The organism is Winogradskyella marincola (assembly GCF_029624125.1).
GTDB lineage: Bacteria > Bacteroidota > Bacteroidia > Flavobacteriales > Flavobacteriaceae > Winogradskyella > Winogradskyella marincola.
Map to the genome: position 1 here is coordinate 15720 of NZ_JARSBN010000005.1, position 18449 is coordinate 34168.

The window sequence follows — 18449 nt, forward strand, 5'->3', positions numbered from 1 at the left end:
AAAACATATACCAATGAAAATACTTAACGTTTTTACTGCTCTAATATTTGTGGCAACTATGATGAGTTGTAACTCAGAAAAATCGGGAGACAACCTCAAAACAGAAACTACAAACACAACCAATACAAAAACAGACACATTAACAAAACATCTTAAACCCTTTAAGTCAGATTTACCTACAATTGGGCTTTTAATGTACAATGGAGTTTTACAAAGTGAGGTTATTGCAACTTCAGATGTTTTTGCAAAACCAACCGAAAGTGGTGAGCAAATCTTTAATGTCATCACAATTGCAGAAACAGAACAACCCATTGTCACCGAAGAAGGTATTAAAATAGTTCCAGATTTTACTTTTAATAATTGTCCTAAGTTAACTGCGCTTTTTGTACCTAGTGCTTATGATATGTATGCTCAAGTTCACAATGATGAAATTGTAAATTTTATAAAAAACAAAAATCAAGAAGCTAAATACGTCGTTAGTAATTGTGCTGGTGCTCAACTCATTGGAAAATCTGGCATTGCAGATGGACATAAAATAGTGACGTGGATTGGTGGCGGAGAACAACTGCAAAAAGATTATCCAAACCTAAAAGTACAGAACGACAGTTTAGTAACTTTTATTGAAGATGGAAAATTTAGTTCTTCTAACGGAAATTTAGCCAGTTATATTTCTGCACTAAATTTATTAGAAAAAATGACAAACTCTAATCATAGAGAGTTTGTAGAAAGCTATCTATACTTAGACAGACTTCAGAATTGGAAAAAATAAAACACTAAAAAAAGTAAATCTATCTACCAGATAAACAACAGCTATTACAATTTATAACTCAAACACACTAAATAAAATTACTTACATTTTTCTATATTTAGACATACCAATCAATCTCTAAAAATATGTCTAAATCAAAATCTAAAAGAATTATAAGAGTTCTTTTACTTATTAGTACTGTTGTTTCGTTATACTTTGTACCATGGCCAATTGTAAAGGCTTGGATTGTTCCATTACCAAAAACAGTTCAAGCCCAAGTGGACAAAGCCAAAGATTATGGTTTTGATGGTATTATAGTCTATGTAGACAAAAAAAATAAAGCTCCACTACTCTACACATCGGGTTACAAAAACCGAGAACTAAAAAATCCTGCAGACCCAAAAGCTTTGTTTAAAATAGCCAGTTTAGATAAACTATATATTGCTTTGGCAATTGCTAAATTAGTACACTCTAACCAATTGTCATTAGACAAAACACTGGCAGATTATTTACCAGAATTAAAAGATAAAATTGAAAATGCCAATACCATTACTTTAAGAATGTTAGTACAACATCGTAGTGGTATTCCTAATTTTACTGATACGCATAATTATTGGGCAAACCCAAAAGAAACTGATGATGAAAAATTAGCTTTAATTATTAATAAACCTGCAAATTTTGCACCAAATGAAAGCTATCAGTATTGTAATACTAACTACCTTTTAATTGGTAGAATTATAAATCGAGTGCTTGGTTACGACACCTTCACATATATTAAAAATGAAATCTTAACACCACTTAATCTCAACAATACATACGGATCTATTGATAATGTTGATATTAATGATGTAATGAGTGGTTATTACGTAGGTTATGATTTAGATTTAAAAACAGACAAAGTAGGCTCTATGCTTGCTACAGCAGAAGATGTGGGTAAATTTATAAGAGCTTTAAATGAAGGGACTGCATTTAAGGATAAAAAAGAGCGAGACATTTATTCCTCAATATATAGATATGAACATACAGGATTAATACCTGGTTACCAAACAATCGCAAAGTATCATAAAGATATAGACGCTGTTGTGGTTCAGTTTACAAATACTGTAGATTTTGAAGGCTATAATTGGAGTATGTCTGAAATAATGTATAGTAGAATTGTAAAAATTCTAAAAAAAGACCTTTAAAAAAGCTACATTAACTCCCTTAAAGGTCTTGTTTATATCAATTTATATCGAATTATCTCGAATAATTAGGAGCTTCTTTTGTAATAGTTACATCATGCGGATGACTCTCATGAATACCACTAGATGTAATCTTTACAAAGCGACCAGTTTCTTTTAAAGTTGCAATATCTTTTGCACCACAATAACCCATTCCAGCTCTTAGTCCGCCAACAAATTGGTGAATACTTTCAAACAATTCGCCTTTGTAAGGTACACGACCTACAATGCCTTCTGGTACTAATTTTTTAATATCGTCTTCTACATCTTGGAAATAACGATCTTTACTACCTTGTTTCATGGCTTCAACAGAACCCATTCCACGATAAGATTTAAACTTACGTCCTTCGTAGATAATTGTTTCTCCAGGACTTTCTTTAGTACCTGCTAATAACGAACCTAACATTACAGTATCTGCACCAGCTGCAATAGCTTTAGGAATATCACCTGTATAACGAATTCCTCCATCAGCAATTACAGGAACACCAGAACCTTTAATGGCTGCTGCAACTTCTAACACTGCAGAAAATTGCGGAAAACCAACACCTGCAACCACACGCGTAGTACAAATAGAACCTGGACCAATACCAACTTTTACAGCATCTGCACCAGCTTCTACCAAATATTTAGCCGCTTCTGCAGTTGCAATATTACCAACAATAACCTCTAGTTTTGGGAATTTAGATTTTATTTCTTTTAAAACTGACACCACACCTTTAGTATGTCCATGCGCTGTATCAATAACCACAGCGTCAACACCTGCATTAACTAAAGCTTCTGCTCTTTCTACAGCATCAGCAGTAACACCTATCGCTGCCGCAACTCTTAACCTTCCGTAAGAATCCTTATTAGCTATTGGTTTTTGAGTTACTTTAGTAATGTCTCTAAATGTAATTAAACCTGCAAGTCTATCTCCTTCAACAATCAATAATTTTTCAATCTTATTTTGTTGCAAAATAGCTTCAGCATCTTTTAAAGAAGTACCTACAGGAGCCGTAACAAGATTCTCGCCTGTCATAACTTCTATGATTGGTCTGTTATTTTGATGCTCAAAACGTAGATCACGATTGGTAACAATACCTTTTAAGTTACCATTACCATCTACAATAGGAATACCACCAATACTATGTTCTCTCATAGCATTTTTGGCATCGGCAACGGTGGCTTCTATGGTAAGTGTTACAGGATCTATAATCATACCACTCTCAGCACGTTTTACACGACGCACTTTTGTAGCTTGTTGTTCTATGGTCATGTTTTTGTGCAACACACCAATACCACCTTCTCTAGCCATGGCAATAGCCATTCTGCTTTCTGTAACCGTATCCATTGCTGCAGAAATAACAGGAATGTTTATGGTAATGTTTCTCGTAAATTTTGTTTGAATGTTTACTTCGCGAGGAAGTACTTCAGAAAAAGCTGGGACTAAAAGGACGTCGTCATAGGTAAGACCTTCACCTAAGATTTTGTTTTCGTGTGCTGTCATTATGCAATTAAAATTAATTGCACACAAAGATACATTTTTTCGTAGAGCTTATACCAATTTTAGGTTAAAAAATGATCCTTTAATTTATCTTAACTCACAAACACTATAATTTTCTAAACAACACTTCTGTAATATTTATTCTTTTATAAAGTTTGAAAAAAAATAATTCAACATTATTTTTGCACGCTGAAAGCAAACCTATTTTTAACAAGTCTAAATTAATGAGACGTAAATTATCCCTTACAGTATTAGGTTTAGTAAGTACATATATTGTATCTGCACAAAAACAACCTAACGAAAAACCCTTAGATTCTATACAGAAACTAGACGAAGTAATTATTAACTCTAACCAAATTTTTGGCAGCAAATATGTAGCAAGTAACCGTACAGGTTCTGCTTATTATTTATCTCCTCAAGAGTTAAAGAAATTTGGCTTTACAGACATTAACCGTGCATTAAGATCGGTTCCTGGTGTTACCTTTTATGAAGAAGACGGTTTTGGATTAAGACCAAATATAAGTTTAAGAGGTACATCTCCAGAACGTAGTGCAAAGATTACTCTAATGGAAGATGGTGTACTTATAGCACCTGCTCCTTACAGTGCTCCTGCTGCTTATTATTTTCCTTCTGTAGGTCGTATGCAGGCTGTAGAAATTTTAAAAGGAAGTAGCCAGGTACAATTTGGTCCTTTTACTACAGGTGGTGCTATTAATATGATTTCTGCACAAATACCTAATACATTTAGTGGTGAGGTTAGAGCAGGTTATGGTTCTTTTGATACTCAACAAGTTTTGGCGCGTATCGGTGATTCAAAAGAAAATATTGGCTACATGGTAGAATTCCTTAACTACGGTTCTGATGGTTTTAAGGACTTACCTAACGGTAACAACACAGGATTTGACATTAACGAATTAACAGCCAAATTTAAAGTAAAAACTGATGCTGACGCTAAACTTCAGCAGTCATTAGAAGCCAAATTTCATTATTACGATGAGCGTTCTTACGAAACCTATTTAGGACTAACAGAAAACGACTTTAATGCAAATCCTTACAGTAGATATGCAGCTTCACAAGATGACCGTATGATTGCTGAGCAAATTCAATTAATGCTTACGCATACCTTAGAATTTTCAAAAAATATGCGTTTAACATCCAACGGTTATTATAACAGGTTTTCTCGTAACTGGTATAAATTAGATGATGTTATCTTTAACGGCGACAAACAAGGTATTTCTACCGTAATTGCAGACCCAACTACCTATGCCGACCATATGAATATTATTCGTGGTGATGTAGATTCATCTGCCGATGCTTTATTGGTAAAAGCGAATAACCGTGTTTACTATTCTAAAGGTATACAAACAAAATTTGACTACCATTGGTTTGGTGACAACACCTTTCATGATTTAGAAGTTGGTTTACGTTACCATTACGATGAAGAAGACCGTTTTCAGTGGGAAGATGGTTATAGTATTATTAACCAAAATATGTCTAAAACATCGGATGGTGTGCATGGTGCTCAAGGTAACAGAATTAGTAGCGCAAAAGCCTTTGCAGCTTATGCGATGTATAAACTAAAATATGATAAACTTACTGTAACACCTGGCGTTAGATATGAAAATATCATTTTACAACGCGATAACTATGGCAGCAATGACCCAAGTAGAACAGGCAGTGACCTTTCGTTTAGAGAAAACAAAGTAGATGTTTTTATTCCTGGTATTGGTGTTAACTACGCATTTACAAATGCTGTTTCTGTATTTGGTGGTGTACACAAAGGATTTTCACCTCCAGGAAGTTCTGATGGAGAAGAAGCTGAAGAAAGTATTAATTATGAATTAGGATCGCGTTTTGTTTTTGGTCAATTACGTGGTGAGGTTGTTGGTTTCTATAATGACTACAGTAACTTATTAGGTAGCGATTTAGCTGCAACTGGCGGAACAGGTTCTCTAGATCAATTTAATGCAGGTGAAGTTGCTGTGAGCGGTGTAGAAGTTTTATTAAACTACGAGTTATTGCCTAACAACAAATCGTTTAAGCTACCTATAACGTTTGCTTACACATATACAAATACCGAGTTTTTAAATAGCTTTGGTAGTAATGATGATTTATGGGGAGAAGTTACTGAAGGTGACGAATTACCATACATTCCAACACATCAATTTAATGTTGGTTTATCGTTAGAGCACACTAAATATGAGCTTAACATCAACGGAAGATTTAATGGTGAATTTAGAACTATGGCTGGTACAGGATCTATTCCAGATATTGAGCGTGTAGACTCAAACTTTATCATAGATATGTCTGCAAAATATCATTTTACAAAGAATCTTAGTCTTACAGGAAACATTATAAACCTACTAGACGAAACATACGCTGTTTCAAGAGTTCCTGCTGGTTTACGTCCAGGCCATCCATTTGGTGGTAACCTAGGATTTGAATTTAGATTTTAAATATTCAGTTTTAAAATTAGTTAATTGATAAAAGCGTTATTCATTTTTGGATAGCGCTTTTTTTTTAGATAGAATCTTAGTAACAATCCATTAAAATTTGCTCGTTGTTTTCAAACGTGCTCAATGGTTCGTTTAAGATTGTTGTGGTTATGGTATTCAAAACTTCTAAGACACGATTTTGCATAGCTATAGAACCACAAATCATTATGACTCCATCGTTTTTAAGCGCATTAGAAATAAGGGTTTCATTTGCTTTAATACTATCTTGAACGTATACCTTAGTTTCCTGTTCTTGCGAATAGGCAACATTGAAGTTATCTAAATAGCTTTTTTGAGTTGCGTTTTCTATGTGAGAAGCATACAATTGAAGCGATGCTTTGGTTCGTCCTCCCCAAAACAGATGTGTTTTTATGTCTTTATTGGTTTCGTTGAGCATTCCGAGGAAAGGCGCAATTCCGGTACCATTGGCAATCATTACCACTTCTTTGGCATAGCTCGGAAAATGAAAATCTAAATTCCTGTTGACTTTCCCTTTAATTGTAGTGCCAACTGTTAACTGACTTAGTAACGTTGAACATTTACCAAACTCGTGCTTTTTTATACTCAATAAAATGCTATCATCAACTTTAGCTACTGAATATTGACGTTCAATGTTATCGTCTTCAGGATAGAATGACACAATATCTCCTGACTGAAATTTCAATTTTTTTTCTGCTTTTAATTCAATTAAAAAGGTATCATCTACGTTAAGACCAGAATTAGATGCTACCTTAAAACTTTTCAGTTTTTTACGGTTAACTAATGGTTTGGTTAATACCACTTTTAAATCTTGGTTTGTAGCTTCATTCCACTGAATTATCCAATTTTTAAAAGCTTCAAAAGATTGATTATTTATTTTGAAAACAGGTAAATTCTGTTCAAAATTTGGATGATTATACAACCATTCATCAACCTCAATCGCATATTTGCAATAGTCTGGATACATCAACGACCCAAAACCAACTACAGAATATTTTATACTATTGGCTTGCTGAATTGTAGGCAACAATTTTTCAAAACTCTTGGCTGTGCGAGGTGCTTCGCCTTCACCATAAGTTGACGTAAAAATGATGATGTGTTTTGCCTCTTTGTAACTATGATATTGATTTAATGTAGAAAAATAAACCGTGTTACCAGCGTCTAACAAAGCATTATAAAATTGATGCGCAAACTTGTTGGTATGCCCTGTTTCTGAACCAATAAGAATGATGTATTCTGCAGTATCTTTTGTGAATTTATTTTTCACTTTAGACCCTTTAGCCAAACGCTTAAAACTCATTGCAAAACCTGAATACATAAAGAACAGAATCGCAAAACAAGCCAGTAACAATACTACTGCCCAAACGATGGAGCCTTGTCCTGTATGCAAAATTAAACTCCAATAAGATAGCTGACTTACCAGAGGTTTTTTGGCTTCACTCAGAACATTACCTGTGTATTGATTAATATAAAACTCGCCAGATGTTGTTTGCAGAATAAAGTAATCTTCTTCGTCTTCAGAAAATGGAAAATCGAGTGTTACAAGCTCATCTAAATGTGTGTCATTAAATATTTTGAATTTAGATAATTCTAGCTTTTCCTTAGATTGTTTCTCAACGGTTTCAATATGTTCCATCTTACTGGCAGGCAACATATCAAACTTTTCTAAGGATAAATAAACACCTGTGAGTGTAATGATAACTATAGGAACTAAGAACCAACGTCCTAAAACCACGTGGTAATATTGCTCGAAATTTTCTTTTACAACTTTACTAAAAAACTTCCTTAAACCACCTTGTCTTTTTACAATCAGCTGAATTCCTGTAATAGCAATGAGAAACAATAAAAACGAAAATAAACCGACTAAAAATCGACCTGTGGATTTTAAAAATAAAGAACGATGTAGGTTTGTTGCAAACTCAAAGATTGGTGCTTTTTTCTCTAATTCTCCAAGTTTTTTTCCTGTATTTGGGTCTAAGTAAAAGGTTTCGCTATCACCTTCAAACGTAAAAACAGAAGCTTTTACAAAGTTATTATTATCTACTTCTACACTAACAATTTCATCATATTCATCCTGCAAAACCGAAATAACCGTAGACAACTTAATGTCGTCTGCATTGGTTATAGCATAAGGCTTTAGCTGATTTGAAATGGGTTCAAATGCTAAAATAATACCTGTAACGGTTGCCAATAGTATAAAAATGAAAGAAGATATAGCCAGCGCAAAGTGACTATATCTCCATATTGAAATTGTCATATATCTACTGGTAGATTATTGAGGCATTAGTCTTACATAACGAATAAAACCTTTGCCGTCATATTTACCTTTTACGTTGGCAGAAGTCAGCTCTACCTCAACGTCAGAGGTGTAATATTCCTGGTCTTCTACTGCAGTTTCAAATCGTAATTTGTAACCGTTGTCTAGTTTATCGTCAGCGATTTCTATAACACTAATAGAGCGTTCACCTCCACTAATAGTTGCTCCTGTTATGGCATCGATATCGTTACGCTTTTTTCCGTAAAAATCCCACCATTCTTCAACAGTGTTGTACCATTCGTCATCCTCGCCTTTAACGTGCAAAGTTTCCTCATATTCACCTTCAGGATTAATTAATGAGATAACAATGTATGCACCTTCTCCTGTGTAATTGGTCATCTGAATCATACACTTATATTTTGTAGATTCTACCATTGAGGTAAAGGACATTAATCCAATAATGGTGATAAATAGGACTGCTAATATTTTAAAATTCTTCATTATGTTTTTACTTTAAAAAGTCTATTGAAACGTTGTTCTTTTTTAGTAATTCGTTTTCTGAAGCTAAATCATAAACTGATTCATCAAAGTCTGTTGTAGCTTTAACATCTGCGCCTTGCTCTATTAAGAATTTTAGAATGTCTGCGTCTTTAGCTTTCATAGCTGCAATATGTAAAGCGGTATTTCCTTCGCTGTTTTTAGCATTAACATCTAATTTATGCTTAGCTGCTACCTCTAATAGTCTTAAACTTTGCTTTTCTGTAGCAAGATGGTATAATGTGTTACCGTTATCTTGTGCTGCTGTTACGTCTACTCCATTTCCTTTTAAAACGTCTAACTTCATAAAAAACTGCTCTTCGTTTCTAGGTGAATACCCTTCAAATAAGTAATAAGCCAGGTTATTTCCTTCCTTATCTTTAAACTTAAAGTTTGCTTTGTTATTAGCTAAAAAATCAACTACATCCACATCATTGTACTTAATGGCCAATGCTAAAGCTGTTGCTCCTTTGCTATTACTTTGATTTACGTCTTTAACTTTTTTAAATAACGTCTCTACAATTGTAAGATTATTTCTTGAAGCAGCATTTATAAATGGTGTATTTCCTTCTGCTTCTTTAGCATTAACATCTAATCCTTTTTCAAGTAAATACGTAACAACTTTTATGTCTTTACTTCTTGCCGCTACAATATGTAAAGGCGTTACACCTTCTTTATTTGCAACATTTGGGTTTAATCCTACGTTTACCAAATACTCGTAGGCCTCAACGGTATTTGCTTTTCCTCTTGTGCCATAGGCTGTAAAGATAAAAGCTTGGTCTGTACCTTTTACTCCCATTTCTATAAGCTTGTCCATTAGCTTAGTGTTGCCTGTACGTGCTACGTAATTAAAAATTCCGTTACCATTAGCATCTGTGCTTTTTACACTTAATCCCTTAGATTCAAAATATTTTACAACTTCTAAATCTGTATCGTAAGGTGCTGCCAATAAAAGTGCATTGGCACCATCTGGATTTGTTTTTGATACCTGAACTTTATCTGCAGCAATAATTAAATCATACACCTTGGTGTTTTGTTGACCTGTACTTGCCGCAAACGTAATTATGGTATTACCCTTATCATCAGTTAAATCTGTCTTTGCTCCTTGATCTAACAGGTAGGTAATTATCTCTGTATTGCCTTTGTATGCTGCCCAGAAAATATAAGTTCTACCATCGTGCGTTAGCTTGTTAATTTCATTTCCTTTTAGAGTCATTAAGTACACAATGCTCTTTGTAGGTGCATTTTGAAGTATAGCATACACTACTCCATCAAAATTATTACTATTGGCTTCAGACGGATTATTGCCTTGTTTTATCTTAGCCTTGATTGTTTCCACAGTGGGTTTTGTATCCCAAAAATCGCGTTTTAAAAACACGTTGTCTTGTGCAAACAATAGCGACCCGAACATTAATGTACAGGTCACTATCAGTTGTTTTACTATCTTCATGTTTTGTTTATTTCTTAACAAAAGATTCAATCGTAGTGTCAATATCTTTCTTTTCAGTCATTTCTTCATCAAATAAATGCTTGTAAAGAACTTTGTTATCTACTTTTTCTTCTAAAACTAAATCTTTATCTCTTCCGTAAACCTCATCCCATTTAGCTCTTACAGTTGCCCATTTATCAAAATTAGCTTTCCACCAATCTTGTGCTGCTTGGCAACGGCTATCATCGACTTTTACATAAGTATTGTAACCTTTTTCGTTTGCTAATACTACATCTTCCTTCCCCTTTTCTCTGATAACTTTAGCGTTATCCTGGTCGTGTAACCATCCGTAATTAGTAATCTCGTGACGGTTACCTCTTAGAGTTACATTATAATCGCTACGCTTTGTGTATTCTCTTCTTGGTAATGGTGCTGTAGTTGTGTTTTCCCAATAGCTTTTTCCATCTACGTGTACCCAAGTAGCAGATCCTTCGTAACGAGGACTATCATCTACCTGATATACTTTTTGAGTCCATTGACCTGCAACATCCTCATCCGTTTTTTCTTCAAACAACCATTCGTTATCTCCGTTGTACATGTAGAAATCTTTGTTTTCGAATAACCAGTCTTGTCTCCAGTGCTTAACAATATGTGGTTGGTCTGGTCTTCCTACTTGTAATAAATGCTGAATAGAAATCTTATCATCCTCATCTACGACTAATTGTGCCCACTCTAATCCTTTATCTACCTTGGTTTTTGATGGTTTGTACAATGAATCTTCACTGAATGAAAATGTTTCTGCAAAATTAAAAGTGACTTCAAAACATCCACACATTTCTTTAATAGCAGATTTGTCTTGTTCTTTTTTGTCTTGTGCATTTACTGAAAGCGTTAGAGCTAAAAACGCTAATGAAAAAGCTAAAATTTGTTTCATGATTATAGGTTAAAATTATTTTTTAAAAATTTTATTCTTATTTAGATTGATTTAAAATAAGATTTTATATTTGCAGCAAAATTAATCAAGAATGAATCTAAATAAAAATAAAATCTACATTTATTTTTTATTTTTTTTAACTGCTTCGGTTTACGCACAAGAGCAAAAAAAAGATAGCACTTCTGTAGAAAAACTTAAGGAAGTTGTTGTTGTAGGCGAAAGCAACGTTATGTCTGTTAGCAAAAAGCTATTTACAGTTGGTACTATAAAAAGAAAGGACATAGAAAATGTAGCTGGTAACAACTTAGCAGATATACTATTTAACAGCCTAAACATTACGGTAAATCCTGATGCTTCAAATGGTCGTTCTACAGTGAGTTTATTTGGTTTAGATGGCCAATACACCAAAATACTAATAGATGGTGTACCTGTGGTTAGTGATAATGGTGTTGGTAACAATATTGATATTACACAAATTAATATCGATGATGTAGAGCGAGTTGAAATTGTTGAAGGTTCAATGGGTGTTTTATATGGTGATAATGCTGTTGCAGGTGTTATTAATATAATTACTAAAAGAGGATTGAGAGACAATGGCTGGGAACTTCAGCTATCTTTACAAGAGGAAACTGTAGGAAACGAATTTGAGTTTTTTGATAGAGGAAGACATATTCAAAACTTTAGAGTTACCAATCAGGCTAATGAAAAGTTTTCTTATTCTTTTGGCGCTTCGCGAAATGACTTTGCAGGCTTTTATAATGGTTATCAAGGCAAAAATTATTTTGCAACCGAAAACGGTCTTATAAAAAATGACAGCCTTCGTGGTACAGAATGGAATCCTAAAGAACAGCTTACTGTTTCTGCTAATGCAGATTTAGATGTAGGAAAACATAATTTCTTTTACAAACTTCAGTATTTTAATGAAAGTTTAGATATCTATAACAGAATAGTTAATGGTAGGTACGAAAACGGACAGCTAAACCCAACTGCTGTTGATCAGAATTACGAGACAGACAGATGGGTAAATAACCTTAATATTTCTGGTCCTTTAAATGGTGCTACGAATTATAATGTTAACTTCTCTTACCAAAATCAAAAACGACGTTATAAAGAGTATGTATACAACATTCTGGAGCGTCGTGAAGAATCTGTACTAAACGATGCCGTAAGCCAATCTAGTGAAGTGTGGTATTCTAAGGGATTTGTAAATAACATTGTACCAAAATCTGATTTCTTTAACCTTCAATTAGGTTATGAATTTACTAACCAGAAAGGTTTTGATGCTATTGCTACAGGAGACTACTCTAGCGATGTTGTAGAAAACACAATTACTAATTACGAGGTATTTGGGATTACGGAATTTAAACCAACTAAAAAGCTATCATTAAATCCAGGTGCAAGATTTACAAGTAGTTCTCAATTCGACAACTATCTTATTTGGTCACTATCATCGACTTACGATTTTACAGAAAAACTAAAATTAAAAGCTGTTGTTGGCTCTGCCTACAGAGCACCAAATTTTGAAGAGCTATTCTTTTATTTTGTAGATGCCAACCATAATGTAAGAGGTAACCCAGACCTAAAACCCGAAGATGGTATTTCAGTATTTGTTAACTTAAAAGATAACTACAGAATTGCAGAAGAAGGCTACTTAAGTCCAAGTTTTAATTTCTTTTATATCGACCTAAAAGACGCTATTACAAGTGTAACTGCTGAGGATGATGATGGAAGAATTTTATACACGCAAGACAATATAGATTACAGCAAACGTATTGGTTTTAGTCTAGATAACAGTTTTATCTACAAAAACTGGAATATAGGTTTAGGAGCTACATATCTAGGTGTAACAAGCTCTATAAATGAAGAATTAGAAAATGACAATGACTATTTATGGAGTTTAAATTTTCAAACATCATTAGCCTACAAAATAGATAAGTGGAATACTACTATCTCCAGCCAATTAAAATATACAGGTAAAACTCAAGGAATATTTTCTGATGAAAATGATGAGTTATTTATTGGCGAAACCGAAGCTTTTACTTGGCTAAATGCCTCTATAAGAACAGATATTTCAACAAGATTAAGCGCCACGTTAGGAGCACGTAATATTTTAGATGTAGTTAATATCAATACGCGTTCATCAGCAGGAGCACACACCAACTCAACATCTGGATCGAGATTAATTGGTAACGGAAGATCTTATTTTTTAAAACTTACATATAATTTAAATTTTTAATACTAACAATTATGACAAACAAATTTTTAACACTAATGTTATTTATAGCAGCTGCCCTTGTAACTAGCTGTAGTAGTGATGACGACGGTACAACACCTGTAATTCCTCCTTCTGAAGGTGGTATTGTAGATCCTATCGTAGGTGGATTTAACCAACCTAACCGTGTTTATGTTGACTTAAGTACTGGTACACAAACTGCTGTAGCAAGAGATTCTTGGGAAATAGCTGTGTATAACGGTTCTCAAAACAGAGTGTATTTAAATAATGCTTTATTAGTATCTGCTGCTGAGTTAGAAGGAATTAATGACATTACAACAGTGACTGAAAGTACTGCACTTACAGCACCTATGACACTAAATACACTTGATCAAAGTTTTTCTCAAACTACTGTAACTGTAAACACTGTAGGTGAATTAATGGCAGGATTACCTGTAAGCTACACACAATATGGGGACTTAAGTGCTGGTATTTCTTTTACAGATAGCAAAGAAGGTGAATTAACAGGTACTGCATTTGAAGAAGTATCTACTACAGATAGTTCTAACAATGTATACATCGTAAACTTAGGAAACGAAATCCCAACTGAAAACAACGGATCGTTAAACACTACAGGAGATGCTAGAGGTTTCATGAAAGTTAGAGTTTTAACTGATGGAAACACGTATACTATTCAATATGCTGAGTTAACAAATACAACTGATTTTTCTGAAATTACTGTAACTAAAGATGGTAGCTACAATGTTACTGCTGTTAGCTTAACTGATGATCAAGTTGTAAGTTCAGAGCCAATGTCTTCTAACTGGGACATCGATTTTGGTGGTGTATTTTCTTATTATGGATCTCAAGGTATAGATGCAGGATTAACATATTCTGACTACACAACTCACAATACACTTGCTGGTGTAGGTCTATACACTATAACTATTGAAGAAGATGACACAACTACTCCTAACTATGTAGATTTTACTTTAGCTGATGTTACAGAAGCTAGTTTTGTATATAACGACCGTGCTGTTATTGGTAGTGGTTGGAGAGTTACAAGTTTTACTCCTGGTGTTGAACCAACAGTAAGAGAAAACAGATATTATATTGTAAAAGATACTGACGGTAACTACTACAAATTAAGATTTACTGCTGTAGTTAGCGAAACAGGAGAAAGAGGTTTCCCTCAATTTCAATACGAATTATTAGCTGAGTAATTCTCTGTTAATTAACAATACAAAAAAAGGCCATCAATTAAGATGGCTTTTTTTAAAACCTATTTTACTATTTATATCAATTCTAAATAATTATGAAAAATTTATACTTTTTAATTTTTTGTGTAGCCTCTATATTTTATGGATTTGCACAATGCAATATAGAGTCTTCTCTTAATGAAAACTTTGATGACTGGAGTGGCGAAATAGACCAATGCTGGTCTATAATTAGCACAGGTGCTTTTGTGTATGAAGATACAGGCGAGATTGTATTTTACAGTTTCAATTCGCCTAATACACCAACCATGTTAGCGACTCCTGAAATCGCTTCTGGAACTTATAACTTACAGTTTGACACAACTAGTGTTGCTGGTGGTGGTTTACAAATTGAAGTTGGTACTGTTACAGACACAAGCAATAGTAGCACCTATACTACAATTGGGTCTCCATTTACTGTTATGAATACCACAACACACAATGTAGAAATAACCATAAATACAGGAGAATATTTAGTGTTTAATGCTGTTTTACCTGGCAACCATAATGCTATATCATTAGACAATGTAGTTTTAAGTGCTGTACCAACAGACTTATTTTCAGAAATCTCAACAACGACAAGCGATTATTGGTATGCTTCATCAGATTGGGCAGACATAAACAATGATGGTAACTTAGATTTAGTAATTTCTGGTGGTATAGACACAGATAACGACGAATATGCAGATAGCAGTAAGATTGATTTTTACGAAAATGTAAATGGTACTTTAACTCTTACCAGTCAAGCAAATGTGGCCGATTTACACTTAGGAAGTGTTAAATATTTAGATTACGATAATGATGGAGATATCGACTTGGTAACTTCTGGCCAAAACTACAATGACATATATACATTTTACCTTACAGTTTATGAAAATGAAAATGGTACATTTTCGGTTTCTCAACAGTTAGAAGGTGTTGTTTATAGCTCTATAGAAACAGGAGATTATGATAATGATGGAGACTTAGATTTATTAGTTTCCGGAGCTTTTCAAGATGCTGGTGGAGCTTCTTTATATACAAGAATTTACGAAAACGTTAATGGTACTTTCTCAGATGCTAATGCTGGATTATCTGCTGTACAGAACGGAAATGCTGTTTTTGCGGATGTAGACAACGACTCTGATTTAGACATCCTAATCACTGGTTACGACATTAATGGCGATAACTTTTCTGCTTTATACACCAATGACAATGGCTCTTATACATTAGCTACTCTGCCGTTTACAACTGCAGAAAGCTGGTTAGCTTTAGGTGATTATGATAACGATGGTGATCTAGATTTTGCCTATACAGGTTATGATGACAACTACGATTATGTAACAAAAATCTATAACAATGATGGTAATGGTACGTTTATAGACTCTGGATTTTCATTAGAAGGTGTAGGTAATTTTACAGGTAACAATCCAATTGTTTGGGGAGATTATGACAATGATGGTGATCTAGATTTGGTTTTTGCTGGTACAGATAACAATTATGATGATAAAACATATTTATACACTAATAATCAAACATCTTTTGATCTTGCAAGTGAAGGCTTAATTAACCTTGGTTCTTATGCCAATCTAAAGTTTATAGATTTAGATGGAGATAACGATTTAGATTTTGCAATTTCTGGTGGTTCAGATGTAGATGGCTATGTTGGAAGAACACGCTTTTTTGAAAACAATACTACAGTTGTCAACTCTGCACCAAATGCGCCTTCTAACCTTGTAAGCTCAGCAAACTCAAATAATTCTATGACCTTTAGTTGGGATGCTGCAACGGACGATTTTACTCCTAGTAATGGGCTTTTTTATATGTTAACTGTTGGTACAACTCAAGGTGGTAATGAAATTGCGTCTTATCCTGTTTATGGAACGACGTGGACCATAGAAAACCTTGGAAATGCGACAAACTATTTTTGGTCTGTTAGTGCTGTTGACACTTCTTTTGTAGAATCTACTGAAGCTACAAGTGAAACTTTGAGCATCAATAATTTTGAAACTAATACTTTTAGTATTTTCCCTAATCCTTCAAACGATGGAATCATTGATCTGAAGTTCTCTGATGAGACATTATATTCTGAAAAGAACCAAATCAATGTATATTCTACAACAGGTCAAAAAGTATATAGCACTAGCATTAGTACTAATACAAGTCAAATTAACTTGTCTGAACTAAATTCTGGTATTTATATCATTGAGATTACTTCAGGTAATAACAGCTTTACAAAAAAACTTGTATTAAACTAAAAACATTTTCTTGAAAATGATTTCTATTAAACATATTGCCAAACGCATTGTTGTCCTATTTTCCTGCTTAATAGTAACATCTATACTAACTTTAATTTTAGTATTTGTAGCGTGAAAATTCTATAGAAATCTTTAATGATATTTTGAAAATATTTTAGTCGCTTCATTGTAAGCACTCTCAAAGCTCATGGCATTTAAGTCATGGGCTTTTTTTTGTGTAAAATAAGACAACATCTTTTCTGTTGGCATATTACCCGTAAGATCGTCTTTTGCCATTGGGCAACCACCAAAACCTTGTATGGCTCCATCAAAACGACGACAACCAGCCTTATAAGCGGCATCAATCTTTTCGAACCAGGTAGTTGGTGTGGTGTGCAAGTGTGCACCAAATTCTATATTAGGATATTTGGAAATAAGATTAGAAAATAAATAATCTATATTCTCAGGATTAGAGCTTCCTATTGTATCACTTAAAGATAATATTTTTACTCCCATTTTAGCCAAACGCTCTGTCCACTCTCCTACTATATCTACATTCCAAGGATCTCCATAAGGATTACCAAAACCCATAGAAATATACACAACCACTTCTTTGTTGCTCTTATCTGCTATTTCTAAAATTTCAGAAAGTGTAACCACAGATTGTGCTATAGTTTTGTGCGTATTACGCATCTGAAAGTTTTCAGATATTGAAAACGGAAAGCCCAAATAGTCAATTTCAGAATGAACTGAAGCATCATTAGCACCACGTGTATTTGCGATTATAGCTAGTAATTTGCTCTTGGTTTTAGATAAATCTAACTGCGATAAAACTTCGGCTGTATCTACCATTTGCGGAATGGCTTTTGGCGAGACAAAACTCCCAAAATCTATAGTATCAAACCCAACTCTTAGAAGAGACTGAATGTATTGTACTTTTTTTTCCGTAGGAATAAAGTCCTTTATACCTTGCATGGCATCTCTTGGACATTCTATAATTTTTACAGCTTTGTTCATTGTTTCAAATATACGGTTTCCGAAAACGATTTCATAGCATCATTTTTAGACTAAAATAAATACCGAAATACCAATAAACACAACTATTTGAAGCCATTTTAAAAACAAACCCGAATTCTTATGAGTTAAAGTATAAGCTTTTATCTGGCCTGCTAACAAAGCAATGGCAGAAAAAATAATAAAAGAGACAAGCATAAAAATGCCTCCAAGAATGTAAAACTGCAAAACACTACTTAACGTTTTACTAAATAAAAATCCTGGAAAAAAAGCTAAGAAAAAGATGGTAACTTTTGGATTTAATACATTCATAAAAAAACCTTGTACAAATAAAGCTTTTAGACTTTTCTTCGGAGCTGTTTCAGAATCAAAATCTAATTGAGCATCTGACTTATATACTTTGTAAGCTAAATACAACAAATACAAAGCTCCGAGTACTTTTATTCCAAAAAACAAATCATCATTAGCCTTAATAATTGCAGAAACACCAAAGGCTAATAATGTTGTATGCACTATACATCCTGTTATTAAACCACATACTGTTGCCATTCCGTAAGACTTACCATTTGTAATACTTTGTACTAAAACATAAATATTATCTGGTCCTGGCGAAATAGCCAATGCGCATGTTGCTAATGCAAATGATATGAGTGTTTCGGTTATCAAAAC

At 33.7% G+C, this 18449-nt stretch carries 13 protein-coding genes; 6 read left to right on the forward strand and 7 right to left on the reverse strand.

Annotated features, from left to right (window positions below):
* The first annotated feature begins 13 nt into the window (after positions 1 to 13).
* Together P7122_RS09995 and P7122_RS10000 are read left to right on the forward strand one after the other, a co-directional pair.
* Positions 14 to 769: a DJ-1/PfpI family protein gene (locus tag P7122_RS09995; protein WP_278005655.1), complete on the forward strand. Its 756-nt coding sequence runs from the start codon at positions 14 to 16 to the stop codon at positions 767 to 769.
* Between the two features lie 125 nt (positions 770 to 894).
* Positions 895 to 1932 (forward strand): serine hydrolase domain-containing protein, encoded by a 1038-nt coding sequence (locus tag P7122_RS10000; RefSeq protein ID WP_278005656.1) that lies wholly within the window; start codon positions 895 to 897, stop codon positions 1930 to 1932.
* 52 nt (positions 1933 to 1984) lie between these two features.
* Here the strand turns inward: P7122_RS10000 and guaB are convergent, their stop codons facing one another.
* On the reverse strand, positions 1985 to 3454 hold the full coding sequence (guaB, locus tag P7122_RS10005; RefSeq protein ID WP_278005657.1) for an IMP dehydrogenase: 1470 nt from the start codon (positions 3452 to 3454) through the stop codon (positions 1985 to 1987).
* A gap of 221 nt (positions 3455 to 3675) precedes the next feature.
* Here guaB and P7122_RS10010 point away from each other — a divergent pair, with 221 nt between their 5' ends.
* A complete protein-coding gene (locus tag P7122_RS10010; RefSeq protein ID WP_278005658.1) occupies positions 3676 to 5907 on the forward strand; it encodes a TonB-dependent receptor family protein in 2232 nt (743 codons plus the stop codon).
* Positions 5908 to 5983: 76 nt separating this feature from the next.
* Here the strand turns inward: P7122_RS10010 and P7122_RS10015 are convergent, their stop codons facing one another.
* The 4 genes from P7122_RS10015 to P7122_RS10030 are packed head-to-tail and all read right to left on the reverse strand — an operon-like array spanning position 5984 to position 11082.
* Entirely contained in the window at positions 5984 to 8182 is a 2199-nt protein-coding gene (locus tag P7122_RS10015) for a PepSY domain-containing protein (protein WP_278005659.1), read from the reverse strand.
* A 15-nt stretch (positions 8183 to 8197) separates the two neighbouring features.
* Positions 8198 to 8683: a DUF2271 domain-containing protein gene (locus tag P7122_RS10020; RefSeq protein WP_278005660.1), complete on the reverse strand. Its 486-nt coding sequence runs from the start codon at positions 8681 to 8683 to the stop codon at positions 8198 to 8200.
* A gap of 7 nt (positions 8684 to 8690) precedes the next feature.
* Positions 8691 to 10169, reverse strand: a complete 1479-nt coding sequence (locus P7122_RS10025; protein ID WP_278005661.1) for an ankyrin repeat domain-containing protein — start codon at positions 10167 to 10169, stop codon at positions 8691 to 8693.
* Between the two features lie 7 nt (positions 10170 to 10176).
* A complete protein-coding gene (locus tag P7122_RS10030; RefSeq protein ID WP_278005662.1) occupies positions 10177 to 11082 on the reverse strand; it encodes a DUF6607 family protein in 906 nt (301 codons plus the stop codon).
* A 91-nt stretch (positions 11083 to 11173) separates the two neighbouring features.
* On the opposite strand from P7122_RS10030, the gene P7122_RS10035 reads away from it, so the two are divergent.
* The 3 genes from P7122_RS10035 (at position 11174) to P7122_RS10045 (ending at position 16787) form a co-directional block, all read left to right on the forward strand.
* Positions 11174 to 13318, forward strand: coding sequence for a TonB-dependent receptor plug domain-containing protein (locus tag P7122_RS10035; protein WP_278005663.1), 2145 nt, complete (start codon positions 11174 to 11176; stop codon positions 13316 to 13318).
* Positions 13319 to 13329: 11 nt separating this feature from the next.
* On the forward strand, positions 13330 to 14517 hold the full coding sequence (locus P7122_RS10040; RefSeq protein WP_278005664.1) for an HmuY family protein: 1188 nt from the start codon (positions 13330 to 13332) through the stop codon (positions 14515 to 14517).
* Between the two features lie 92 nt (positions 14518 to 14609).
* Entirely contained in the window at positions 14610 to 16787 is a 2178-nt protein-coding gene (locus tag P7122_RS10045) for an FG-GAP-like repeat-containing protein (protein ID WP_278005665.1), read from the forward strand.
* A 132-nt stretch (positions 16788 to 16919) separates the two neighbouring features.
* Here the strand turns inward: P7122_RS10045 and P7122_RS10050 are convergent, their stop codons facing one another.
* Together P7122_RS10050 and P7122_RS10055 are read right to left on the reverse strand one after the other, a co-directional pair.
* Positions 16920 to 17783 carry a hydroxymethylglutaryl-CoA lyase gene (locus P7122_RS10050; RefSeq protein WP_278005666.1) on the reverse strand — a complete coding sequence of 288 codons (864 nt, stop codon included), beginning with the start codon at positions 17781 to 17783 and terminating at the stop codon, positions 16920 to 16922.
* 45 nt (positions 17784 to 17828) lie between these two features.
* Positions 17829 to 18443, reverse strand: a complete 615-nt coding sequence (locus P7122_RS10055; protein WP_437130089.1) for a LysE family translocator — start codon at positions 18441 to 18443, stop codon at positions 17829 to 17831.
* Between the last annotated feature and the right edge of the window lie 6 nt (positions 18444 to 18449).